The organism is Haloarcula marismortui ATCC 43049 (assembly GCF_000011085.1).
Taxonomy (GTDB): domain Archaea; phylum Halobacteriota; class Halobacteria; order Halobacteriales; family Haloarculaceae; genus Haloarcula; species Haloarcula marismortui.
Genome location: NC_006396.1, coordinates 1,187,558 through 1,209,167, shown reverse-complemented (window position 1 = coordinate 1,209,167; position 21,610 = coordinate 1,187,558). Strand labels below are relative to the sequence as shown.

The 21,610-nt window shown below is 60.5% G+C and carries 23 protein-coding genes, 1 tRNA gene and 1 other RNA gene; 14 read left to right on the top strand and 11 right to left on the bottom strand.

Features of this window, described 5'->3' with window-relative positions:
• The first annotated feature begins 90 nt into the window (after positions 1-90).
• The 4 genes from gatC to RR_RS09980 all read left to right on the top strand — a co-directional run bounded on the left by gatC (position 91) and on the right by RR_RS09980 (position 3,108).
• On the top strand, positions 91-369 hold the full coding sequence (gene gatC, locus RR_RS09995) for an Asp-tRNA(Asn)/Glu-tRNA(Gln) amidotransferase subunit GatC (protein WP_004956920.1): 279 nt from the start codon (positions 91-93) through the stop codon (positions 367-369).
• Positions 370-1,647, top strand: coding sequence for an Asp-tRNA(Asn)/Glu-tRNA(Gln) amidotransferase subunit GatA (gene gatA, locus RR_RS09990; protein WP_011223577.1), 1,278 nt, complete (start codon positions 370-372; stop codon positions 1,645-1,647).
• A 91-nt stretch (positions 1,648-1,738) separates the two neighbouring features.
• Positions 1,739-2,884, top strand: coding sequence for a M48 family metallopeptidase (locus tag RR_RS09985; protein WP_011223576.1), 1,146 nt, complete (start codon positions 1,739-1,741; stop codon positions 2,882-2,884).
• Between the two features lie 41 nt (positions 2,885-2,925).
• Positions 2,926-3,108: a hypothetical protein gene (locus RR_RS09980; RefSeq protein ID WP_004956911.1), complete on the top strand. Its 183-nt coding sequence runs from the start codon at positions 2,926-2,928 to the stop codon at positions 3,106-3,108.
• A gap of 32 nt (positions 3,109-3,140) precedes the next feature.
• Here the strand turns inward: RR_RS09980 and RR_RS09975 are convergent, their stop codons facing one another.
• Complete coding sequence (locus RR_RS09975) at positions 3,141-4,244, bottom strand: glycosyltransferase family 4 protein (protein WP_011223575.1); 1,104 nt, start codon at positions 4,242-4,244, stop codon at positions 3,141-3,143.
• Between RR_RS09975 and RR_RS09970 the strand changes: the two genes are divergently transcribed.
• The gene (locus RR_RS09970; RefSeq protein ID WP_269764279.1) at positions 4,230-5,687 is read left to right on the top strand and encodes an MFS transporter; all 1,458 of its coding nucleotides are present in this window, start codon (positions 4,230-4,232) and stop codon (positions 5,685-5,687) included. The two genes, RR_RS09975 and RR_RS09970, sit on opposite strands and share 15 nt — an antisense overlap.
• 23 nt (positions 5,688-5,710) lie before the next feature.
• Here RR_RS09970 and RR_RS09965 read toward each other — a convergent pair whose 3' ends face one another.
• Entirely contained in the window at positions 5,711-6,760 is a 1,050-nt protein-coding gene (locus tag RR_RS09965) for a glycosyltransferase family 4 protein (protein WP_049938876.1), read from the bottom strand.
• A 168-nt stretch (positions 6,761-6,928) separates the two neighbouring features.
• Here RR_RS09965 and RR_RS09960 point away from each other — a divergent pair, with 168 nt between their 5' ends.
• From RR_RS09960 to RR_RS09950, 3 genes are read left to right on the top strand one after another with little or no spacing between them, the layout of a single operon-like run.
• A complete protein-coding gene (locus RR_RS09960; RefSeq protein WP_011223572.1) occupies positions 6,929-7,216 on the top strand; it encodes a ribonuclease P protein component 4 in 288 nt (95 codons plus the stop codon).
• A 52-nt stretch (positions 7,217-7,268) separates the two neighbouring features.
• Positions 7,269-7,517, top strand: coding sequence for a YhbY family RNA-binding protein (locus tag RR_RS09955; RefSeq protein ID WP_004956895.1), 249 nt, complete (start codon positions 7,269-7,271; stop codon positions 7,515-7,517).
• A complete protein-coding gene (locus tag RR_RS09950) occupies positions 7,517-8,395 on the top strand; it encodes a mechanosensitive ion channel family protein (RefSeq protein WP_004956892.1) in 879 nt (292 codons plus the stop codon). The genes RR_RS09955 and RR_RS09950 overlap by 1 nt, the downstream gene beginning before the upstream one ends.
• A gap of 348 nt (positions 8,396-8,743) precedes the next feature.
• Here the strand turns inward: RR_RS09950 and RR_RS09945 are convergent, their stop codons facing one another.
• From RR_RS09945 to RR_RS09930, 4 genes are all read right to left on the bottom strand, one after another.
• The gene (locus RR_RS09945) at positions 8,744-9,970 is read right to left on the bottom strand and encodes a sensor histidine kinase (protein ID WP_004956890.1); all 1,227 of its coding nucleotides are present in this window, start codon (positions 9,968-9,970) and stop codon (positions 8,744-8,746) included.
• A 627-nt stretch (positions 9,971-10,597) separates the two neighbouring features.
• A complete protein-coding gene (locus tag RR_RS09940; RefSeq protein ID WP_011223570.1) occupies positions 10,598-11,275 on the bottom strand; it encodes a DUF998 domain-containing protein in 678 nt (225 codons plus the stop codon).
• Between the two features lie 434 nt (positions 11,276-11,709).
• Positions 11,710-11,784, bottom strand: a tRNA-Arg gene (locus RR_RS09935).
• Positions 11,785-11,858: 74 nt separating this feature from the next.
• Positions 11,859-12,134, bottom strand: coding sequence for a DUF5798 family protein (locus RR_RS09930; RefSeq protein WP_007187739.1), 276 nt, complete (start codon positions 12,132-12,134; stop codon positions 11,859-11,861).
• Between the two features lie 79 nt (positions 12,135-12,213).
• Here RR_RS09930 and RR_RS09925 point away from each other — a divergent pair, with 79 nt between their 5' ends.
• Positions 12,214-12,627 carry a DUF7548 family protein gene (locus tag RR_RS09925; RefSeq protein WP_011223569.1) on the top strand — a complete coding sequence of 138 codons (414 nt, stop codon included), beginning with the start codon at positions 12,214-12,216 and terminating at the stop codon, positions 12,625-12,627.
• Positions 12,628-12,706: 79 nt separating this feature from the next.
• An RNA gene (ffs, locus tag RR_RS21475) (signal recognition particle sRNA) lies at positions 12,707-13,019 on the top strand.
• 311 nt (positions 13,020-13,330) lie between these two features.
• Here the strand turns inward: ffs and RR_RS09920 are convergent.
• Positions 13,331-15,013, bottom strand: coding sequence for an acyl-CoA synthetase (locus RR_RS09920; protein WP_049938875.1), 1,683 nt, complete (start codon positions 15,011-15,013; stop codon positions 13,331-13,333).
• A gap of 100 nt (positions 15,014-15,113) precedes the next feature.
• Between RR_RS09920 and RR_RS09915 the strand changes: the two genes are divergently transcribed.
• The 3 genes from RR_RS09915 to RR_RS09905 all read left to right on the top strand — a co-directional run bounded on the left by RR_RS09915 (position 15,114) and on the right by RR_RS09905 (position 18,195).
• Positions 15,114-15,716, top strand: coding sequence for a class I SAM-dependent methyltransferase (locus RR_RS09915; protein WP_049938874.1), 603 nt, complete (start codon positions 15,114-15,116; stop codon positions 15,714-15,716).
• A 529-nt stretch (positions 15,717-16,245) separates the two neighbouring features.
• Positions 16,246-17,109, top strand: coding sequence for a fumarylacetoacetate hydrolase family protein (locus tag RR_RS09910; protein WP_049938873.1), 864 nt, complete (start codon positions 16,246-16,248; stop codon positions 17,107-17,109).
• 321 nt (positions 17,110-17,430) lie between these two features.
• Positions 17,431-18,195 carry an IclR family transcriptional regulator gene (locus RR_RS09905; RefSeq protein WP_011223565.1) on the top strand — a complete coding sequence of 255 codons (765 nt, stop codon included), beginning with the start codon at positions 17,431-17,433 and terminating at the stop codon, positions 18,193-18,195.
• 609 nt (positions 18,196-18,804) lie between these two features.
• Here the strand turns inward: RR_RS09905 and RR_RS22415 are convergent.
• Positions 18,805-18,981, bottom strand: a complete 177-nt coding sequence (locus RR_RS22415) for a hypothetical protein (protein WP_004956869.1) — start codon at positions 18,979-18,981, stop codon at positions 18,805-18,807.
• Between the two features lie 90 nt (positions 18,982-19,071).
• Between RR_RS22415 and RR_RS09900 the strand changes: the two genes are divergently transcribed.
• On the top strand, positions 19,072-19,470 hold the full coding sequence (locus tag RR_RS09900; RefSeq protein ID WP_004956867.1) for a hypothetical protein: 399 nt from the start codon (positions 19,072-19,074) through the stop codon (positions 19,468-19,470).
• A 27-nt stretch (positions 19,471-19,497) separates the two neighbouring features.
• Here RR_RS09900 and RR_RS09895 read toward each other — a convergent pair whose 3' ends face one another.
• The 3 genes from RR_RS09895 to RR_RS09885 are packed head-to-tail and all read right to left on the bottom strand — an operon-like array spanning position 19,498 to position 21,604.
• Positions 19,498-20,538, bottom strand: coding sequence for a cytochrome b/b6 domain-containing protein (locus RR_RS09895; protein WP_004956864.1), 1,041 nt, complete (start codon positions 20,536-20,538; stop codon positions 19,498-19,500).
• Positions 20,535-20,945, bottom strand: coding sequence for a hypothetical protein (locus RR_RS09890; protein WP_011223563.1), 411 nt, complete (start codon positions 20,943-20,945; stop codon positions 20,535-20,537). The genes RR_RS09895 and RR_RS09890 overlap by 4 nt, the downstream gene beginning before the upstream one ends.
• A complete protein-coding gene (locus tag RR_RS09885; protein ID WP_011223562.1) occupies positions 20,942-21,604 on the bottom strand; it encodes a 4Fe-4S dicluster domain-containing protein in 663 nt (220 codons plus the stop codon). Before RR_RS09885 ends, RR_RS09890 begins: the two co-directional genes overlap by 4 nt.
• Between the last annotated feature and the right edge of the window lie 6 nt (positions 21,605-21,610).

Sequence of the window (21,610 nt, the reverse complement as noted above, 5' to 3'; positions counted from 1 at the left end):
TTGTGTATTCCCTTCACTAATTGTTAATTGGTCTATAAGTCTGCCCGGTGTTTCGAAACGCTTACCGCGCATCCAGCACTCCGCCCCGACATGAGCGACCCCGCCGTCGATCCCGAGGAGGTTAAGCACGTCGCCGACCTCGCCCGTGTCGACCTCGCAGACGACGAGATCGAACGGTTCACTGAGCAATTTGCCGACATTCTCGACGCGTTCGAAGCGCTCGACGATGTCCCCGAGACGGAACGAGAGGCCGAACTTTCGAACGTGATGCGCCCCGACGAGACACGAGAGAGCCTCTCGCAAGAGGAGGCGCTCCAGAACGCCAGCGACACCGAAGAAGGGCAGTTCAAGGGGCCGAAGGTGTCGTAAATGACGGAGTACAACGGCTACGTCACCGACGAGACCATCGAGGGCGCGGATGACGGCCCACTGGCGGGCAAGACCGTCGCGGTCAAGGACAACATCTCCACCGAGGGCGTCCGGACGACCTGTGGCTCGGCGATGCTTGAAGACTACGTGCCGCCGTACGACGCGACGGTCGTCGAGCGGCTGAAAGACGCCGGCGCGACCATCCCCGGCAAGACGAACATGGACGAGTTTGGGATGGGGACGACCACTGAAACGTCAGCGTTCGGGGCCGTCGAGAACCCCGCCGCTGAAGGCCGCGTGCCGGGCGGCTCCTCCGGCGGATCGGCTGCTGTCGTCGCCGCTGGCGACGCTGACCTCGCACTCGGAAGCGACACTGGCGGTTCTATCCGCTGCCCGGCCGCTTTCTGTGGCGTCGTCGGCATCAAGCCGACCTACGGGCTGGTTTCCCGGTACGGCCTCATCGCCTACGCTAACAGCCTCGAACAGATCGGTCCCATCGCGCCGTCTGTTGAGGGCGCTGCGGAACTGCTGGATGTCATCGCCGGGCCCGACGAACACGACGCGACGACGCAGGAAGCGCCCGAGGCCGACGGCTCCTACGCAGCGGCCGCCGACGGTGACGTCGACGGACTCTCTATCGGCGTTCCAACGGAACTGCTTGACGGGGCTGACGAAGCGGTCGTCGAGACGTTCTGGGACGCAATGGACGACCTCGAAGCCCAGGGCGCGAGCTACCACGAGGTCGACCTCCCGTCGGTGGAACACGCCGTTGAGGCGTACTACGTCATCGCCATGTCCGAGGCGTCCTCAAACCTCGCGCGGTTCGACGGCGTCCGCTACGGCCAATCGGGCGGCTACGACGGCAACTGGAACGAGTCCTTCGCGAACGCCCGCGAACAGGGCTTCGGTGAGGAGGTCAAGCGCCGGATTCTCCTCGGAACGTACGCCCTCTCAGCGGGCTACCACGACAAGTACTACAAGAAAGCACAGGACGCCCGCGCGTGGGTCAAACAGGACTTCGACGAGGCGCTTGACGATGCCGACGTGCTCGCCTCGCCGACGATGCCCGTCCCGCCGATGAAACGCGGCGAAAGCCTCGACGACCCGCTCACGATGTATCTGGCCGACGCCAACACGACGCCGGTGAACCTTGCAAACCTTCCGGCTATCTCCGTTCCCGCTGGCGAAACCGACGATGGACTGCCGGTCGGGCTCCAGTTGGTCGGGCCGGCGTTCGGCGAGCGACAGATCATCCGGGCCGGCAGCGCACTGGCATAAGCACGCGAGTAAGCAATCATCCGAGCCGATGGCCTGAGGCTGGGGCCGAACCCTCCGTACACTTTTTATTCGTCATGACGAACAGACAATTATGGCTTCCCTCCTGTCCACTACGTGGTCCCTCCGCGCACGCCTCCTCGCGCTCGTAGTGGGACTTGTTGTGTTCGACGCCGTGGCCGTCGCCGTCGCGTACGTGCTGGGTCATGTCGCTTTTGGCCTCCTGCCGCTGGTCGGGTACGACACCGGGACGCTGTTCTGGACGATGGGGTTCGATATCGTGCCGCTGTGGCCCGTTATCCTCGTCGGGACGCCGCTCGTCCTCGCCGTCCAGTCCATCTACGGCTACCGGATGACGCTCCGGGGTGCTGGGACAACTGCAACGGAATCCAGGGCATCCGATCCCGAGTCCATCGATGAGATGCGGGCGGAGGTACGGCGCAGCGAAACCGCCGACCGTCTCCAAGGGCGAGTGGCTCGGTTAGCACAGACGGCAGACATGGCGACACCAGACGTGACGGTTATCGACGCCGAAGCGCCCAACAGCTACGTCGCCAGCCGGCCCGGCGAGCAGACGCTGTTCGTGACCACGGCGCTCGTCGACCAGCTCGACGACGCGGAACTCGACGCCGTCATCGCCCACGAACTGGCCCACCTCAAGAACGGCGACGCGTTCGTCATGACTGCGGCCGCGTTCCTCCCGACCGTCAGCGCGCTGTTTACTCGCACGCTCGGGAAGACAGTGCAGTACTCGGGGCTTTGTCACTGGTTCCTCGGCGGTGAGGACCGGGACGGGACGTGGTTCGCTGGCGGGAACATTCAAATCGTGATGCTGCTCTTTGCTGCCATTGCGATACCGGTCACGGCGACGCTGTATCTCGCTAGCACGGCCTGCTACCGGCTGTTGTCCAGAATCCGGGAGTACGCTGCAGACGCAGGCGGTGTCGCTATCTGTGGCTCCCCGGCGGCACTTGCCAGCGCGCTGGAGACGCTGACAGACAGTCAGCGCCCGGACACAGACATCCGAACCGCCGAGACCGGCGTCCGAGAACTCTGTGTGGTTCCCCACGCCATTGCGCCCGACGAGCAAACTCCGCCAGAGGGACGGGCCGAACGCCTCGCTCATCGCTGGCGAACAGTCACCGAACGTGTGCTACCCGGGTCGCATCCAGCCGTCGACGACCGCATCGATGCCCTGACGGAGCGACAGTCCACCCTCGACCAGCACGAGCAGCCGTGACGAATGGGTACAGTTTACTCGCCGGCGGCCCGAGAAGGTGTATGAGCGACGACGACGGGCGATTGAGCTGGCTCCACTGGCCGACGGTCCTGAAGGGGCTGGCCCTGGGCATCGGGGCCGGCCTGATACTGGCCGTGTCACTGGGGGATTTCTATCTCGGAATGCTGCTTGGAACGCTCAACGGGCTCGCGTTCGGTATCGGCTGGTCGCACTCGCGGGCCTGAGTTGCGTGACTCAGACGCTGCGTGGATGACGGCTACAGCACGCTGTCGTACACGTCGGCCAGTTTGTCGATGGCGTGCTCGACGCTAATAATATCGCGCCGGGCGAGACAGCGCTCTCGAAGATGTTCCTGCTCGTCGAGGACGCGCTCGATAGCTCGACGGAAGCCGTCGATATCGCCTTCGTCGTAGGTGTAGCCGGTTTCGCCGTCCTCGATAGTGTCGCTGAGTGCGCCGGCGTCGACACCGGCGACGGGCGTCCCACAGCAGTTTGCCTCCAGCGCGACCAGACCCTGCGTCTCGACGGGGCTGGGGAACGCGAACACGTCGAGCGTCGAGTACAGTTCGGGGAGCTCCACGCGGTCTAAAAAGCCGAGAAAGCGCACGTCGGCGTCGCTGTGCTCGGCCGTCGCTTCGAGTGACTCGCGGGCCGGCCCGTCACCGGCGAACACGACGGTCACGTCCAGCCCCTCGCAGGCGGTGACGATGTCCTCCAAGCATTTCTCGTAGCCGTGGCGGCCGGTGTAGCCGACGATAGGACCGTCAGGGAGGTCATAGCGCTCCCGGAACGCAGTTGTGTCGACCGGTTCGAACGCGGTCGTGTCGACGCCGTTCGGAACGACGGTCACTGTCGTATCGAGGCCAATAGACTCCCGGAGATGGGTCGCTGCGCGCTCGCTTGGCGCGATAACGGTGTCGGCACGGCCCAGGAACCAGCGTTCGTAGCTCTCGGCGCTGGAGCGGACCGCTGACTCGACAGCGCCGTTGAACGAGACGTACTCGGCGTACTCGCTCGTGGGCGTGTGATACGACGCGACGAACGGGATGTCGAGTTTCCCTGCGAGTCGCTGGCCCGCCATCCCGAGGCTGAACGGCGTGTGGGCGTGGACCAGTTCGGCGTCCCGGACGCCCTTCGGTATCTGTGGCATCCCGAGCCGAAACCCCTCGTAGAACGGGAACGGAAGGCTCCGGACAGGGTATTCGTTTTCGGATGAGTCGTGGTCGCTTTTCGGATAGACCACGTCCATGCGACCGCCGCGGTCGCGCCAGCGGTCCCGCCACGTCTCGACCGTGTAGGTCACCCCATTGACGGTCGGGAGGTACGTGTCGGTAAACGTCGCGACGTGCGGCAGTGCCATCGCCGCGGCGTAGCAGGACCAGGGCTTAAACCGTTGCCATTGGCAAGCCACACGTCAGACGACTGTCACCGGAGCACAGGCGCCAGAGCGCTTTTCAGGCACCGTGGTGGATTGTGGGTAATGGACCGGGACGGCTGGCTGTACGCCTGGGCACTCGCGTCGGTTGCGCTGGGCGGGGGCTCACTGCTTGTTCCGCTGTATTTCGTCGCCATCGGCGGCGAGACGTTCATGCTGGGCGTTCTCGCCGGGGTGGCCGCCGCCGCGGGTGCGCCGGGCGCACTCATCTTCGGACGCATCGCAGACAAAACGGGGAAGCGTCGGTCGCTCGTCCTCCTCGCACTGGGGCTTGCGACCCTTGCGCTGGTGCTTGTCTCGCTTACTGAGGAGCCGTGGCTTGTCATCGCCGGTAACGGCCTGCTATGGTTCGCAGCGGGCGCTGTCGCGCCGGTACTGACGCTGCTTGTCACCGCAGGGACCGTCGAGCGGGACTGGCCGGCGCGGTTCGCTGTATTGAACCGCTATCAGGGCTGGGGCTGGGCCGGTGGGTTAGTCCTCGGGCTCGTGTGGACGGCGTTACTCTCTGGACCACTTGGAGAGATTGCCGCCCAGCAGTCGCTGCTGTGGCTGTGTGCGGCTGCCGTCGGCCTGTCGGCGTTTCTCGCAGCGAAGTGGCTTCCGCCCGACCCCACGGAAATCGACCGTCCGCGGGCCAGCCGGGTGGCACGGGCTATCGCCCGGTCGCGCCGACTGCCGGTCCGGAGCGCAACGTTCCCGGTCGGTCAGGGCCGACTGTACTGGCTCACGCGGTCGCTACACCCCCGGGAGGTCGCGGCCCGGTTCTCCCCGGCACTGACAATCTACTTTGGCGCTGTCATCGTCTTCTTCGTCGGTTTCGGCGTGTTCTGGGGACCGTTGCCGCTGTATCTCTCGCGGACGCTCGGCTACGAATCGGGACTCGTCTTCGCGCTGTATCTCGTCTCCAGCGTCGGCTCGGCGCTGTGGTACGACCGTGCTGGCGCACTCGCTGAACGCTACAGCCCGAGCGGGCTCCAGGTCGGGGGCCTGCTCGCCCGCGCGGCGCTCCATCCGGCTGTTGCCGCTGTGGGACTGCTCCTCCCGGCCACGCTCGTCGGCACAGCGGTCAATGGTGTCGTGTTCGCCCTCATCGGCGTCGCCTGGGCCGTCATCGCCGTCACCGCGGCCAGCGTCGTCACCCAGCTCGCACCGCCGGCGATCCGCGGCGAGGCACTCGGGCTGTACACCGCTATCTCCGGGCTCGCGAGCGGTGTCGGGTCGATACTCGGCGGCTGGCTCGGGGGCTACGACTTCCTGCTCGCGTTCGGCGTCGCCGGCGCGCTGGTGCTGGTCGGCGCGGTGCTAGTCGCGGTCGTCTGGCGGCGCTCATCAACGATATCTGTCAACAGCGAACCGCTCTCAGCGTAACAACTGTCCGCTTCGAACGACCCTCAGGCTAGCTCTTCGTACGTCTCGACAAGCCGCCGGCTGACCCGGTCTAAGCTGTGTTCTCTGGCCGTCTCTCTTGCGTTCTCACCAAGCCGCTCCCGCAGGTCGGGGTTCTCGGCGAGGCGCTCCAGCGCTTCGCGGAACTCGGCCTCGTCCGCGCAAATGAGACAGTCGTGACCGTCCTCGTAGTACTCCCGGAACACCGGAATGTCCGAGAGGACGACCGCCTTCCCGCAGGCCATCGCCTCTAGCACGGCGATGCCCTGATTCTCGGCCTTCGTCGGGAACAGGTACACGTCGCCGGCCCCGAAGGCACCACGAATGTCCTCGACCCACCCGGTAAAGGTCACGTTCTCGGGCGGGTTGTTCACCCACCGGGAGACGGTCTTTGAGGCCTGTGGCCCGGCGTCGTAGGGGCCAAACCACGCGAAGTCGTGCTCCGTCTCCTGGGCGAGTTCACAGAACGTCGTCAGCCCCTTGCGCTCAAAGACGTTTCCGACAGCGAAAACCACCATCCCATCCAGGTCGTAGCGCCGCCGGTAGTCCTCTCGCATATCCTCGTGGCCCGCCAGTGCGTCGATGTCGACGCCGTTTGTCATCGGCCGTATCGGCGCGTCGACTGGGTACGATTCGAGGATACCTTTCGTGTATTCAGAGGGACAGAGGACGAGGTCGGCCTGGGAGTAAAACCACCGGAGGTAGCGGCCCAGAACCGGCGCGATCAGATTCGACCCGCGGAAGCTATCCCGGAAATCCTCGCGGGTGACGTGAGCGTGGAGGACGAGCGGGATGTCTGCCTGCGCCGCGTACCGGGCCACGGCAACGGAGCCCGGCCCGATCATGTTGCAGTGGGCGATGTCAAACTCGCGGAACATCGGGTCGTTGAACGCGATATTGCCCCCCAGCGCCCATGCCGGGTGCCCCTCCTGCCAGGGCGTCGTCTCGACCTCAATGTCGGTTTCGGACAGCGCCGCCCGCTGGTGGTCTACGGCGGTGCCGATGCCCGACCGGTCGAGGCGGTCGGCCAGTTCGAGATAGTTCAGGACGCGCACGTCTCGGGGCTCTCTGGCCGGGCCGAAAATCCTATCGACTTTCCCTGTGAGGGGCAGTGCTTGCGTCCCATACAAAAGTTCAGAACAGCCAGAAAGTACCCAAAGCATGATATCGAAGCTGCTAGCTCGTTCGGAAGGCATTTTCCCGCCGCCGACCCAGTACCGCCAATGACGGACGAGGCGACCATTGCCCGCGAGCGTATCGAGCGCCTCCAGTCGCTCGCTCGCGAGGCCGTTCAGGCCGGTAACGAGGAGCGCGCCCGGTCGTACGTCCGACGCGCTCGGCGCGTCGCCGAACGCCACCGCCTGCGCCTGCCACGGTCGTTCGAGCGGTCGACGTGTGACGCCTGTGATACGTACCTCCTCCACGGACACAACGCCCGGTCTCGAACCCAGGCCGGCCACGTCGTCATCGCGTGCGACTGTGGGTCACAGTCCCGCTATCCGTACGACTGAGGATTCTTTACGACTACTGGTTTTAAGAGGCTGTCCTCGCTAAACGGTGTACATGAGTGATTCTTCTCGACAGTCGCGGATACACGACCTCGACGCGACGCTTCGCGTCGGCAAACACGGCATCGAATCCGTCGCAGACGAACTCGACGACCAACTGGAGAACACAGACCTCGTGAAGGTGAAGTTCCTCCGCTCGTCCCGGGGCGGCACAACAGCCGAGGAACTCGCCGACGACCTTGCTGAGATGGTCAACGCCAGTGTGATTCAGGTGCGGGGCCACACCGCGGTGTTCGAGAAATGATGCAGGTCCAGCCACTCGCCGACCTGCTCGAAGGCTTTGGCGTGCCAGCCGCCGGCTCTATCGCCTCGGCGGTGGTTTTCGTCGTCGTCTTCGTCCTCGTCTACATCCTTGGGAAGGCGATTGTCCTGCCCATCGTCGACCGCTCGCTCAAGTCGCGCGACCTCGATACCCACGCTCGGCAACCGCTGAAGAAGGTCGTCAGCATCGGTATCGTGTTCGTCGCCATCTCCGTCGCCTTCGGGATGGCCGAATACGGGAACTTCCTGCAGTCGCTGGCGACCATCGCCGCGGCAGCGACGCTGGCCATCGGCTTCGCGATGCAGGACGTTATTTCGAACTTTGTCGCCGGCGTGTTCATCTACACTGACAAGCCGTTCCGGATCGGCGACTGGATAGAGTGGGACGGCAACTCCGGCGTCGTCGAGGACATTAGCCTTCGAGTCACCCGCGTCCGGACCTTCGACAACGAACTGCTGACCGTGCCGAACTCGAATCTAACCGATGGCGTTATTAAGAACCCTGTCGCCAAGGACCAGCTCCGCTTGAAGTTCGTGTTCGGCATCGACTACGACGACGACATCGACGAAGCGACTGAAATCATTCTCGACGAGGCCAGGGAACACCCAGAAATAATGGACGACCCTGAGCCATCCGTTCGCCTCGTTGAACTCGGTGATTCCTCTGTCGGACTGCAGTCCCGTATCTGGATCAAGAACCCGAGTCGGTCTGACTTCGTCAAGACGCGCGCCGAATACGTCAAGTCGGTCAAGCAACGCTTCGACGCCGAGGACATCAACATGCCGTACCCGAACCGGACCATCGGCGGCGGGCTGGAGATGACCGGGTTCGACGGCGTCGTGGAACCAGCCGACGACTGATCTGCCGCTGGCGCAACCTCGTCGTCAGGGACTGCAGCACACCGACCTACACCGACGTTTTGCGGTCTGTGTGACGTTACATGCGGTGCGGAATCGCCGTTCCGATTCTTCGTCTTCTTTTCACGCAAAATACGATGGGCACCTCACTGTTGGTCGCGTAGAAACGATGCTTCCTCAGACGGTGTTACTGCTCACCGACTTGCTCGTCGCAGAACACAGGCGCTGGGGGCGCTCGCCCATCTATCGAACGAATCAGCTTGTTAGGTTTGAGACGGCCAAATTCAATGGTTTTACTGTATAGATGGGGTTAGAAGCGCACGAAGCGCCAGCAAATACAAAGCCGCCCTGTCAGTCGTTGTCTGTCGCGAGTGTCAGCGAAACCACTGTGCCGCCCTGGTCGGTGGAGTCGATCTGGAGTGGCCCACCGTTTTTCAGACTCACCCACTGTGCGAGCCACAGTCCCATACCGCTACCATGTTCGAGTGGCGCCTCCACCGTGTCCTCGATAACTCGTGCTTCGTGTTCCGGAAGGCCCGGACCGTCGTCCACCACCTCTACCAGAGTCCGACCAGTGTCCTGTGTGCGAACGCGGATTTCTACCGTCGGACTGGGTTGGTCGTTGTGAGCGATAGCGTTCTCGACGAGTTCGAGAAGTCCAATTCTGAGTTCGTTGGATGGTGCCAGCACTGTCGTGTCGAGTGGTCCCTGGATACTGATTTCAGCGTCTGGGTTTGCCTGCGTGACTTCTTCCTGTACTGCCTCTATCGTCGGTCGCAGTTCCGTGCCCTGAGTCCGGTCATAGGATGTACCTGAATCGGCCAGTATGAGAAAGTGGTCGACTTTCTCAGTGACATTGTATAGTCGATTGGTGACTTGCCGTATGGTCTTGGACATGTCCGAAACATTCGATTCCGAGAGATCCGAGAGGTCCTCCGCGAGTCGTTTAGCCTCCACAAGTCGGGCATGCAGATCCGATGTGCGGGGAGAATCAACGTCTCTGGTCTCTACTTCCCCGTCAAGCGTCTCCAGCACATCTTGCAGTGCCCTTAGTCTATCGCTGTCAGGGAGTGTCGAGAGATGCTCGTCTAGCATCTCTGCCTGCCCCAGCAATGTGGTGACTCTGTTTCGAAGGTTGTGCCGCAGCATCCGCGTCGCCACGCTCAACTGCTGTTGCTGTCTATGCTCGTCGGTTGTGTCAACTGCAGCCTGCATGACACCCTTGATGTTGCCCTCGCTGTCACGCATGGGCTCGGCCCGGATATTGTATATCCTGTCACCTGTCGGCTTCTGGAATGTCACTTTACGAGTGACTGGTTCACCAGTCTCCAAGACGGCCTTCTTCAGTTCTAACGTCGGCTCGGCAATGTCGGGCGGAAAGAGTTCGTCATCCCGTTTTCCCAGCGCCTCTGGGTCGGAGATACTGTTGGGCCCCTGATCATTAACCCATGTGTGCCTGAGGTCAGTGTCGACCCGAGCGGCGGTGATATCGGCAAGTTTTAGAACGAGATTCAAGTGCTGTTTCGTCTTTCGCAGTTCCGCCGTGGAATCTACACTCTCCTCTTGGTTTTTATCCATCCTAGTACTTATTTGTTATAAAAAATTAGGAATCAATGCATAAATGGTTTTTGTTCATTGACTGTCAGAATCGGAATTGGCCAGCGGCACGATGACCACCACATCTATCACGTCGTGCCCAACAGAGAAAATGAAGTTAGAGGCGACAAATCGCAATATAACGGGTTGATAATGAGGGGGCGTGCCACGGACGGTTGAGTCAACCGTCATACAGCTCGACAGCGAGTTTTCCCACATCAATGCCCATCTCGAACTAAGACCGAATGCCCGGAAGCCGGACTCATAGTGATCGCAGCCGTGGTCGTCGGTGTCGACAGATTGTTGGATACGCTGGGTGGCGATACGACACAACCGGCTTCGCGGAGGGCGTGGCGCGTCCTGAGCTTCGGTCGAGACACCAAATGGGCGATCAAGTCGACTAATAGATACGCTACATCTTGCCGTCGCACTTCTCTCAATTGCTGAATAAGCCATGTCAGTGTGTGCGAGATGGAACTCACCACCTCAGGTGGCGAATTCCTTCAGTTCGTTACAGCCGGCAGTGCGGGCAAATGAATGCTGAAGACTGCATACACAGTGCAAGTCTGTCAAGGCTTTTGAAGAGACGACAGGTCGAGAGCAATTGGGTCACTCCGGAGTTTGTCGATTCGGATAATCGCCTACCGTATCGCCAGAAGACGCCAGAAGGTAGCCACCGAATGCGGGTAACCAGATGATGATAGGATAGACGACCCAGCGTTCGATGCCACCCGGTCCGAGTGGCTCAACTGGACTGGGGCCACCGACGAGCAATCCGTAGACGAAGACACTGACAAGAACCAGCAGAGAGATACCGCCGAAGAGGCCACAGAGGAACGAGAACGGTCTGGAAACGACCTGAGAAGAGAGAACGACGGTGATACCGCCGCTAAAGAAGGTGAGAAGAGCAAATATCCCGTGCCACGGTGTCACATTCCCTGGAAAAACGCCGACGCCGAACGCAGCGAACCCAAATACTGCGAGTGCGAGTGGGAACCCACGTCGGTCCATCGTCCGGTAGAGAAAGTATGCCGAGAGGAGTACCATCGCCCCCGTTACCAGCATCGTTGTGTTGAAGATTGTCGCAGACGGTTCGTGAATCACGGGGTTCGGTGGGCGGGTCGATCCCAGATCACTGATGTCCTGTCTCGTCGAATAGTTTGGGTAGAGGACCTCAGCGGTAATTATCCCCATGAAGCCAATGAACCCGGCCAACGTCAGACTAAATCCTGCCCCCGACGATTCGGAAAATCCGAGTCGAGACAGGAGACGGTCACTATTCGTCATTATTCGTCTGAACTTCTCCCAACATGTATAAAATGGTTGACTTTTTTACCCCTCGGTGCTGACTTCTCGCGCTTCATTAGGCCGGACCCTTGCCAGACGCGAGACTGCTCCCAGAGACAGTGAGGTCCCCCACACGAGCGGCGCCAATGGCCCTATTGGTGCTTAGTTTTCTCGCCGTGTTCTATGTAGATGTACGCAAATCACCAGACGATACTACTCCAATTCAGGACCGTTCAATGATTGAACGGAAAGGAACTACATTGCGTTCATCAGCAGAACCAGCCCACCGCTGTCGGGCGGTTAGAACCGCGAAATCTGATACGGGCGCTGAGGGATTTTCACCCGACTGCGAGACTCGCTCTCGCTCGTCTCGTGTGGTTCAAATCCTTCAGTTTACCGTGGCAGCCGCTCGCGAATTTGCTCGCGGCAGAACACGGGCGCTGAGGGATTTGAACCCCCGACGGTTTGGTCCGAAGCCAAGCACTCTGTCCAAGCTGAGCTAAGCGCCCTACGTACAATGGTATGATGGTGTTATGGTTTAAACCAACCGGTTCCGCCGCGCGATGGTACCGCAGTCAGGGGATTACTCTGAAACCGCTTCAGCTGTGTCGCTATCAGTGTCTGTGGCAACTTCGGCCACGATCGCGTCCGTATCGACACCCCGTTCTTCGGCGAGTGCCTCGATGAGCGCGCGCTGTTCGGCCAGTTCCTGCTCCATTCCATCGACGCGAGTATTCGTCTCGTCGACAGTGCTCCGTAGGTCCTCGAGCTGTGTCTTCAGCTCGTTGACCTTCTTATAGAGATCCTCGGCGATGTCGGCGACCTTCTGTATCTTTTTCGCGGTGGAGCCCAGTCCCATGGCCTTGGCTACGGCGAGCCGACATTTCCTCGTTTCGCTCGAACGTCGCTGTTAAGACGCCGCCGGACCGAGCGACGATATGGACGACTTGCGGCTCGCTCCGACTGTCGGCATCGTCGGGTGCGTTCTGTATCTCCTTGTACTTGCGGTCCCGTACGGCCTCGTCGAAACGGCGAGTGCCGTCGGGGCGTACTACAGTTCGGGGGCGCTCTCCCCGCTGCTGCCAGGCGTATTCGCGCTTGTTTGCATTATTGTGCTGGCGGCCGGCCGCGAGGGGCGGTCGGATCCGAGTGTCGCGGCGGGCGCGAGCATCGGCATGGGCGTATTCATCGTCGCCCTCAGTGTCCTCTGGGCGGTCACCGTCCCCGAGAGTCTCGTGCTGGGACTGACTGAGTCGACGCTGATGGAGCACCACCGCTGGGGCGTCGTCATCGCGGGCCTCCTCATCCCGATCGGTGGGACATGGTTCGCGCGGGCGCTGGACCTGCTGTAGGCCGGTCTGTCCACCGGCGCGTCGTCCAGCGGTCTGTGGGCGCATCCGAAAGGCCCTTATGGGGCGGCGGCGGACTTTCAGATGGACTAGGTCGGGGGGCTAGGCCCCCCTCCTTGCCCGCACTGTGGTCTTGAGCGGGGACCGAACACCGGGGGCGTCCGGTCTGACGGACGTGGACCCCGTGAGCTAACGTGGAAGCCTCGTCCCACGGGGACGGCGGTCCGCGTGGTCGCACCTGCAGGGGTGCGCCCACGTGGTTAAACGATGGCACTCCGCCAGGCACGGAAGTGAGCAGCGGACCATCGAACACCCGTCGCTCGTGGGGTCGCGGGGTGGAGGAGGCAAACGGGATTACCCGCGTCCGAACGCCGGGCCATCCTGGCTGTCCGTTCCATTCATACCTACAGTCACTACCCGTGAACAGTCGTACTGGACGCGTTTTTGCGGAGCTCTCTCAGTACATTGTGCGCGAAGGCCGGTATTTAGATGTAAATAGGGCATTTTATCCATAAAATCCGATATAGAAGATATATCTCACCATATATCGAGAATATATGGGCAAATATAGAGATATAGAGCAGTAATTTGCCTACTTATCCGTATATTTGTATAAAGGGGGGCTGCTTTTCAGCCTGTCGTCGTCAATATCTGGAGTCCTTAACTGATTTCGTCCATCCGACGGTATCGGTGGCGACACTTGAGACTACGGCGACTCGCCGGCGCTGTCGTCGGCATTCCACGCCTGTAATTCTTTCCGGCGGATCTTCCCGCTTGTCGTCTGTGGCAGCGCATCAGCGAACTCGATCTCGCGGGGGTATTCGTACTCGGCAAGGTGCTCTCTGACGATAGATCGGATTTCTGACCGGAGCGTCTCGTGGGCCGGCGCATCGGCCGATGCTTCCACGTACGCTTTGATGATTTCGCCCCGGGTGTCGTCCGGGACACCGATGACGCCCGCCTGAACTGCGTCGGGGTGTTCGAGAATCGCGCTCTCGACCTCCATCGGCCCGACGCGGTAGCCACTGGTGATGATAACGTCGTCCTTGCGCGATTTGAACCAGACGTAGCCGTCGGCGTCCTGTCGTGCCAAGTCGCCGGTAACGAACCAGCCGTCGACCTCTTTGGCCGCCGTCTTCTCCGGCATGTTCCAGTACTCGTCGAAGAACACCGAGCGGTCGTGCGGTCGTACCGCTATCTCGCCGAGTTCGCCGGTCGAGAGCGGCGCAGCAACGCCGCGGTCGGCGGCGTCGGGGTCCAGAATCGCTAGGTCATACCCCGGTAACGGCTTGCCCATGCTGCTGGGCTGTGTGTCGAACCAGTTCGAGTTGTTGGCGACAACGAGATTCAGTTCTGTCTGGCCGTAAAACTCGTTGATGGTGACCGAGTCGAACGTCTCCGCCACCCAGTCGACGATTTCCGGGGTCAACGACTCGCCGCCGACGGCAAACGTCTCGATGGCGAGGTCGTACGTCGTTGTCGGGTCCTCGATATCCATCAGCATTCGGAGGGCGGTGGCCGGCATGAACGACCGGGTGATATCGAACTCGGACAGCAGGTCGAACGCCGCCTCGGCCTCGAACCCTGAGGCGGGATAGCCGACGATGGTTCCACCGTGATGCCACGTCGCAAAGAGTGTCCCGCCGAGGGCCGCGCCCCAGGCCCAGTCCGCGGGCGTCCAGACTGTCGCGTCCGGTCCCAGCCCTTGGTCGAAAAAGTTGTACGCGGCTGCGGCTCGTCCGAGCCACAGTGCGTGTGAGTGCCGGACGCCTTTCGGCGGTCCCGTCGACCCGCTCGTGTACAGTATCGCCGTGTCAGTGTCCGGCGTGGAGTCGTAGGGTTCGATGTCGGTGTTTTCCGGCGCAGCAAGCATATCGCCGAAGGCGTGGACATCACCAGCCGGTGCGTCAGTTTCGATTTCGAGGACGTGCTCTAGCGTCGGACAGTCCTCGCGTATCGCGTCGATATCATCGCGCACGGTCGGGTCGATAACGGCGACGGTCGCGCCAGCGTCGTCCAGCCGGTACTGGAGCGCGTCCGTCCCGAACAGGACCGTCAACGGCACCGAGACGGCCCCGAGCTTCCAGTTCGCCAGGTGCGTTATTGGGTTCTGTGGCTTCTGTGGCACGACGACGCCGACCCGGTCACCGGCCTCGACGCCGAGACTGGCCAACCCCGCCGCGAGTCTGTCCGATAGCTCGTCCAGTTCGCGGAAGGTGTACTGCTCGCGCTGTCCGTCAGGATATGCCTGTTCGAGCGCCACCCTGCCGGGGTCCTCGTGTTTTTGCAGAAAATCGACCGCCGGATTGTACGACGACGGAAGGTCCCAGCTGAACTGCTCGTGGGCCTCGTCGTACCCCTCGAAGTCCGGCATCACTGTCCAGACCATGGCATACCGGTCGTCTGGGTGGCTGTTGCGTCTTTCGGTCGAACCACCGTCGCCACACCCGAGCCGGCAGAACTTTCCGTCTTCCCCTCCCGACTTCACCGTGGACTCTACCGACATTCGGGACGAGTGGGCCGAGCGGTCCGGCGAATACTCTCCCGCGTATTATGCCTACTATGGAGCGGACGAGACGAGTGAGCTGGTGCAGTCAATACTCGCAGAGCATGTCGAGCAGGACGCGGCTGTGCTGGAGGTTGGCTGCAGCTCCGGGCGGCACCTCGCTGCACTAGCTGAAGCTGGCTACTCGGATTTGACCGGCGTCGATATCAACGGCGATGCGTTAGATGTCCTTACTGAGACGTACCCCGACCTCGCAGCCACCGGCTCGTTTCACGCCATGGCTATTGAGGAGTTCGTCACAGATGTCGCGGACGACACGTACGATGTCGTTTTTTCCGTCGAAACACTGCAACATCTCCACCCAGATGTCGACTGGGCGTTCGAAGAACTGGCACGGATCGTAGATGACCTGCTGATTACCGTCGAGAACGAAGGCGGCGACCCGGGTGAAGTAAACTACGTCGATGACAACGTCCCGCTGTATTACCGGGACTGGAATGCGGTGTTCACAGACTGTGGACTTACCGAGGTCGATTCAATAGACGGAAAGCGGGATACTGTCCGCATCTTTCAGGTACCTGAGTAGGCCGTAGTGAAAGTAGGTTTGTATAGGGCGCTATTGAGGTGGGAAACTGATATAGATACATATATGCTCGAAGTTGAGTGGCAAAAATCTGAATGTGGCGGTAAAAATGCAGGTGGTGCTTGGAAAGCTCATGTGCAAATTTAGAGGTGTCTGTGGCTCATTAGAAATGCATATTGAACGGATGGTGACAGAGCGGAGCCTCGTTGATATTATATTGATATTAGTCCGATAATTGTGTATCTGATAGGAACTGAACTACTGAACGGCGGTGTTACACGGAACCGTTCTAGTATCATCACTCTCCGCTGTAGAAGTGGGCTTGGGAGCGGTGAGTATGTGTCTCACGACACGCTCACTGGGATACCAGAATAACGTCTGTACGCCTGTCATTCGTAGTGTTCCGTATTGCTGAACGGCAGTTCGCCCGATTGGGAATGGGTTGCCGGTCGACGGTAGTGCTTTCGCGACAGGCAAGAAGCATACCGTTGCCAGCACAAGATTCATGTATTGTTGCAGTTTGCAACTCTGTATGAGGTACTACCAGCTACGTGACGGGAACTCACAGCGGTTAGCGGTCGAAACTGGGGACGGTGTGTACGATTTGACCAGCGTCAAACCGCAGCTTCGAACGCTCCGTGACCTCCTCAAATCGGCCTCGATTGCGGATACCGCACCGGACGAACTCAGCGCCCGCCACCTCGATGCCGCTGAGGCAGTGTCCGAACAACGACTCGAAGCCACTGCTACCGATCCCGTCACTGCCGACGAAGTCTGGGCCGCTGGCGTCACGTACCAGATCAGTGAAGAAGCGCGGACAGAGGAAAGCGGCACGCCGGAGATGTACCTTGACGTGTACGATGCGGAGCGGCCGGAGATCTTTTTCAAATCGACGCCCACTCGGACTGTCGGCCCCGACGAAGCGGTCGGCATCCGAGCCGACTCAGACTGGGACGTGCCCGAGCCAGAGCTTGCAATCGTTCTCTACGAGGGCGACATCGTCGGCTACACTGTCGGCAACGACATGAGCAGTCGGTCTATCGAGGGAGAAAACCCGCTGTACCTCCCGCAGGCCAAGGTGTACGACCGCTGTTGTTCGGTTGGCCCAGCCGTCGTCACGGACATCGAAGACCCGCACTCGCTGGCACTTTCGATGTCGATTCACCGCGATGGTGACCGTGTCTACTACGGAGAGACCAACACCAGCGAGATGAAACGCACCTGTGAGGAACTCGTCTCGTACTACACCGCGCACAACGCAGTCCCCGAGCTGTCAGTGCTACTTACCGGGACCTCGCTCGTTCCCGACGACGATTTTACGCTGCAAGAGGGAGATCAAGTCAGCATCAACATTGAGTCCATCGGAACACTGAACAATTCAGTTACAGTCGTGTGAAAGGCTATGGGACCGGGGCGGTCTGGTAACCGCTTCGCAGAGGGTTTCACACTGTGATACCGTGCTCGGCTCTCGACTGGTTTCGATTGCGTGCCTGTGTGTCGGTCTGGTGGGAATTTGCGCCGACGGAATTATTACAGCCCTCCATCTGAATGCACGCTCCACGGATATCCCTACCTGCGACAATCGATCAGGGCGTACGTGTCAGTTTGCGGTGATTTGCTATCGATATGCCGTGAGAAAACCAGTGTGCCGTCGAGACCGCCGCTCTGTCCCAGATGTTTGAACAACTGTTTAGTACGAGGGGATACATGGCCGAGTATGGCAAAAACCGCTCAAAACCCAGTCAAATCCGCCGAGACGACGTTCGAGGTGCTTGACGCACTGAAAGATCTCGACGGAGCCGGTGTCACCGAACTGGCCCAGCACCTTGACATTCCAAAGAGTACCGTTCACAACTACCTGAGCACGCTGGAACAGGAAGAATACGTTGTCAACAGAGACGGTGTGTATGAGGTTGGGCTTCGGTTCCTAGAGCTGGGAGCGTACGCCCGCCACCGGCAGAAACTGTTCGAGATTGCAAAGCCAGAGGTCGACCGGCTGGCCGAAGAAACCGGCGAGCTCGCGAATATTCTCGTCGAAGAACACGGCCGCGGGTCGTACCTGTACCGTGCTCGGGGAGACAAAGCCGTGCAGGTCAAAGCCCACGTCGGAACACGCGTTCCGCTTCATACGACAGCGCTGGGAAAAACGATTCTCGCACACATGCCGACCGAACGGGTTGATGCGATCGTCGACCGCCACGGACTCGGCGGGGAGGCCAGCAAGTCGATCAGTAGCAGAGCGGCACTGGAGCAAGAGCTAGCGGACGTCCGAGAGCGCGGCGTCGCCTTCGATGATGAAGAGCGTCTCGAAGGACTCCGCTGTGTCGCTGCCCCGGTGCTCAACCACGATACCGAAATTATCGGTGCGATCAGCGTTTCGGGCCCGACAAATCGGTTCCGAGGCGATCGATTCCGCGAAGAATTCCCACAGAAAGTACTGGAAGTCGCCAACGTTATCGAGCTGAACGTTACCTATTCATAGCAGCAGTGTTCAGAAGCGGTGAACGGTATTACAGTCTTGTGGTAGTGATACCTGAACAGCCCATTTTCGACAGTAGCGCTGTATTCGGGCAGCGTTTGCAGCACGCATTGGATCCACGACGCGCATGAGTTCCTGCTTGCATTCGATAACCGCCAGTTCATAGCTCTGGCTGCTGAACGGTGTCCATACCCGATTCATGATGAGTGAACGGCTTTCCAACGCTATCTTACACTGTTCGATACGAGATACGACCACGACTCCGACACGGTCCCAATCTCAATAATGGATGTACTACTGTTACTCCAGACGAGACACATCGATTATGCGTTTCCTATCACTGGCTGTGCTCGAAATAGTAGCAAAACCCACCGTCGCTATGGCTAATATATCCAAATGTCGATTTTATATACAGCTATGCCTAATATAGACCTAATTCAGGCTCTGAAAAATCGACAGTGCAAAATACGTCTATAGATTTGGGTAGATAGAATTATATTTTGTCAATAATAAGGGTGAGCATGAACTATCCGCCCATATATATTGCTCAGGTAGCCACGCAACAGCAGCTATCGTTCCGGCGGTATCTCCCAACAAATCAGGGGTGCACGGTTACGCGAGGAACTGGACGCCCAGAGCCAGCAGGAACAGTACCACGACCCCGATCGATGACAGTTCGAGCCACCGGGACCGCACGTCTGTGGACCTGATGCTTGCGACGAACAGCGTTCCGACGACGCCGACGACGACGACCAGTGCCAGATACACTGCGTTAAGCGCTGATGCCATATAATACCATTTCACAGCAGTACAGTAAACACTGGTGGTCGAATCGCCATCCCCACAACGGTAATGAGACCCAATCACATAGTCAGGGGCATGCGCCTCGAACTACGAATCTGTAAACACTGCTACGAGGGAGAGCATGGGAACGACCAAAAGACGGCGGTGACGCAGGACATGGTCGCCTGTGCCGAACAGGTCCGCGAGTACAAGGACCTCATTGGGCTCGATGCGCTCTATATTACGAAGGTGACGGAGGGCGACCCCGGCGGCGCGGAAGCACTGGATGTCATCGTCGCCAGCATCGAGGGCGACCAGGTCGCGCTCTCCGACACACAACTGGTCATGGAGGACGGCGACGGCAACATGCTCGTCTACCCGGAGCCAAAAGACATCCTGCAGGTCCTGACCCGGAACCTGAACCAGATTCAGGAACAGACCCGGCAGGACGTCGATGTCGAGCTGTCGCCGGAAGGACAGGCACTCATCGCGTAGCTGCACGAAAAACGGCCCTCAGTCGGTTCAGTTTTCGCTGTCGTCTGATTCAGGCTGGCCGCCGTCGGTCTGGGGTTCGCCACCGTCGGCCGCGGCCGGCCGCTCGTCTCGTTCTAGCTGTTGTTCCCAGCGGATGCGCAGGACGTTCCCGTACATCGACAGCACGAGCCCGACACCGAGGACGACCATGCCGAGGTTGATACCGATAGTCAACAGAATGCTCGACGGACCGCCGCCAATGGCGAGTTCGCGGGGCACCGGATAGCCCTCGTCGAAGATGCTCCCAATGAGCACGGAAACGATGCCGATGACGGTCATCGCGCCAAAGATCGTCGAGACAGTCCGCCAGGACGGGGACAGCGAGAGGCGTTCGATCCCCGTGGTGTCCGGCTCCTCGTCGTCGTCACCGTGGTGTTCGGGCACCATGCTTCGGGGAATGAACGCCTTTGTCTCGACGGGATAGAAGGCAGGGTGCATCCCGTGCTCGAAGATGTGGAACATGACCCCCATCAGCATGATAACGCCCAGCAGGCCGTGGAACGTGACGAAGGCCATCGCGGCCGCCTTGGTCTGGAACATCGCGGCGAGGCCGGTCTTGCTCCAGATGAGCAGCCCCGATATCGCCAGCAGGGTCAGCTCGATGGAGAAGATGAACACGACGCCCTTGCCGATGTAGGACAGTAGCGGGACCTCGTCGGCCTTGTAGCCGGCGAACTGCCGCGCGCTCGGGTGTCGTTCGTCGGCTCGACCGAGCACGAACTGGATATCCTGAATGAACGCGTCGACGTCGTCTTTCGCCGGGAGGATTTTCGAGAAGTTGCTCCGGCCGGTCGAGGAGATAAGCTGGAGCGTAATCCAGAAGATGACGAGTGCAACCAGCCCGATGCCGGTGATGCGGTGGATCGCCGTCACGCCTGAGGCCCCGCCCATCAGCGTCAGCATCCACCACAGTTCGTCGTTGAACATGATGGCGTAGCCGGTGAAAAACAGGAGGAACACGTCCAGCCCCAAAAGCGAGTGGAACAGGGTCGTCACGCGCGTGAACTTCCCGTGGTCGAGATTGCTCATGCGCCGTCACCTCCCTGTCCGTCGCCGCGGGCCGGCGAACCACCGTCGGCCGCGACGGCCTCGCTGGTATCCTCACCCGGTTCGCGCATCTTGCCTGCCAGACGCTGGAACGCCGCCCAGTGGATGAACACCATCACGAGAATGAACGCGCCGAGGATGACGTCGGCCGCGTGGATGAGCGCGATGAGGAAATCGAGCGCGGGGATGGTGTTGCCGAACACCCAGTCCGCGCCGATACCGCCGCCCGCGACGCTCGGGTTGACCCGGTACAGCGATTCATAGCCGAGTCTGAATCCCTGTGCCCAGAACAGCGCCAGCGCCGCGACAGCGAGGCCGACGACCGCGCTGATGAGCACCGAAGCGCGGCTGTAGCCGTTCACCTCCGGGAGGTCTTCTGTGTTCGTCATTGGAACTCACTGGCGTCCTCGCCAAAGATGATGTCCATAGCCACGTCGTTGAAGAACGTGCCGCTGTCCCTGTTGTCCAGTTCGTCCGATATCTGGGCCGGCGTCCCGACCAGGATGGCGTCGGTGGCACACTCCTCGGCGCAGGCCGGCCCCTTGCCGACATCTTGACGTTCCTCGCACATGGTACACTTGTCCATGTTGCCACCGCTGCCGACGAGGTTGGCGACCCCGCTGTCCTCGTCGGGGAACTGTGGCGCGCCGAACGGACACGCCGAGAGGCAGTACTGGCAACCGATACAGAGGTCGTCACGGACCCGCACGAAGCCGTTCTCCTTCGAGATGAGCGAGTCGGTCGGACACACCGAGACGCACGGCGCGTTCGAACAGTGATAGCACTGCATCGGGACTGCTGTCTCGCCGGGTGACTCACCTTGGCCTATCGCCTGGCCGCTGCTGGCGTTGAGCCCCGATGCGGCTTCCTGGCCTTCGAGCATCGTCGCGATACTGATTCGCTGTTCGTCCCGTGGGACGTCCCACGTACGCTTACAGGAGACAACACAGCCACCACAGTCGATACACGCCTCAACATCCGGGAAGATGCGCGCATCCTCGCCGGTACTCATCACGCCGTCGTGCATCACTTCATTGCCTGTTGACATACTAGC

Coding starts and splice junctions, on each gene's coding strand:
- gatC (WP_004956920.1), top strand. CDS start 91: ATGAGCGACCCCGCCGTCGATCCCGAGGAGGTTAAGCACGTCGCCGAC.
- gatA (WP_011223577.1), top strand. CDS start 370: ATGACGGAGTACAACGGCTACGTCACCGACGAGACCATCGAGGGCGCG.
- RR_RS09985 (WP_011223576.1), top strand. CDS start 1,739: ATGGCTTCCCTCCTGTCCACTACGTGGTCCCTCCGCGCACGCCTCCTC.
- RR_RS09980 (WP_004956911.1), top strand. CDS start 2,926: ATGAGCGACGACGACGGGCGATTGAGCTGGCTCCACTGGCCGACGGTC.
- RR_RS09975 (WP_011223575.1), bottom strand. CDS start 4,244: ATGGCACTGCCGCACGTCGCGACGTTTACCGACACGTACCTCCCGACC.
- RR_RS09960 (WP_011223572.1), top strand. CDS start 6,929: ATGACGGACGAGGCGACCATTGCCCGCGAGCGTATCGAGCGCCTCCAG.
- RR_RS09955 (WP_004956895.1), top strand. CDS start 7,269: ATGAGTGATTCTTCTCGACAGTCGCGGATACACGACCTCGACGCGACG.
- RR_RS09950 (WP_004956892.1), top strand. CDS start 7,517: ATGCAGGTCCAGCCACTCGCCGACCTGCTCGAAGGCTTTGGCGTGCCA.
- RR_RS09945 (WP_004956890.1), bottom strand. CDS start 9,970: ATGGATAAAAACCAAGAGGAGAGTGTAGATTCCACGGCGGAACTGCGA.
- RR_RS09940 (WP_011223570.1), bottom strand. CDS start 11,275: ATGACGAATAGTGACCGTCTCCTGTCTCGACTCGGATTTTCCGAATCG.
- RR_RS09930 (WP_007187739.1), bottom strand. CDS start 12,134: ATGGGACTGGGCTCCACCGCGAAAAAGATACAGAAGGTCGCCGACATC.
- RR_RS09925 (WP_011223569.1), top strand. CDS start 12,214: ATGGACGACTTGCGGCTCGCTCCGACTGTCGGCATCGTCGGGTGCGTT.
- RR_RS09920 (WP_049938875.1), bottom strand. CDS start 15,013: ATGGTCTGGACAGTGATGCCGGACTTCGAGGGGTACGACGAGGCCCAC.
- RR_RS09910 (WP_049938873.1), top strand. CDS start 16,246: ATGAGGTACTACCAGCTACGTGACGGGAACTCACAGCGGTTAGCGGTC.
- RR_RS09905 (WP_011223565.1), top strand. CDS start 17,431: ATGGCAAAAACCGCTCAAAACCCAGTCAAATCCGCCGAGACGACGTTC.
- RR_RS22415 (WP_004956869.1), bottom strand. CDS start 18,981: ATGGCATCAGCGCTTAACGCAGTGTATCTGGCACTGGTCGTCGTCGTC.
- RR_RS09900 (WP_004956867.1), top strand. CDS start 19,072: ATGCGCCTCGAACTACGAATCTGTAAACACTGCTACGAGGGAGAGCAT.
- RR_RS09895 (WP_004956864.1), bottom strand. CDS start 20,538: ATGAGCAATCTCGACCACGGGAAGTTCACGCGCGTGACGACCCTGTTC.
- RR_RS09890 (WP_011223563.1), bottom strand. CDS start 20,945: ATGACGAACACAGAAGACCTCCCGGAGGTGAACGGCTACAGCCGCGCT.
- RR_RS09885 (WP_011223562.1), bottom strand. CDS start 21,604: ATGTCAACAGGCAATGAAGTGATGCACGACGGCGTGATGAGTACCGGC.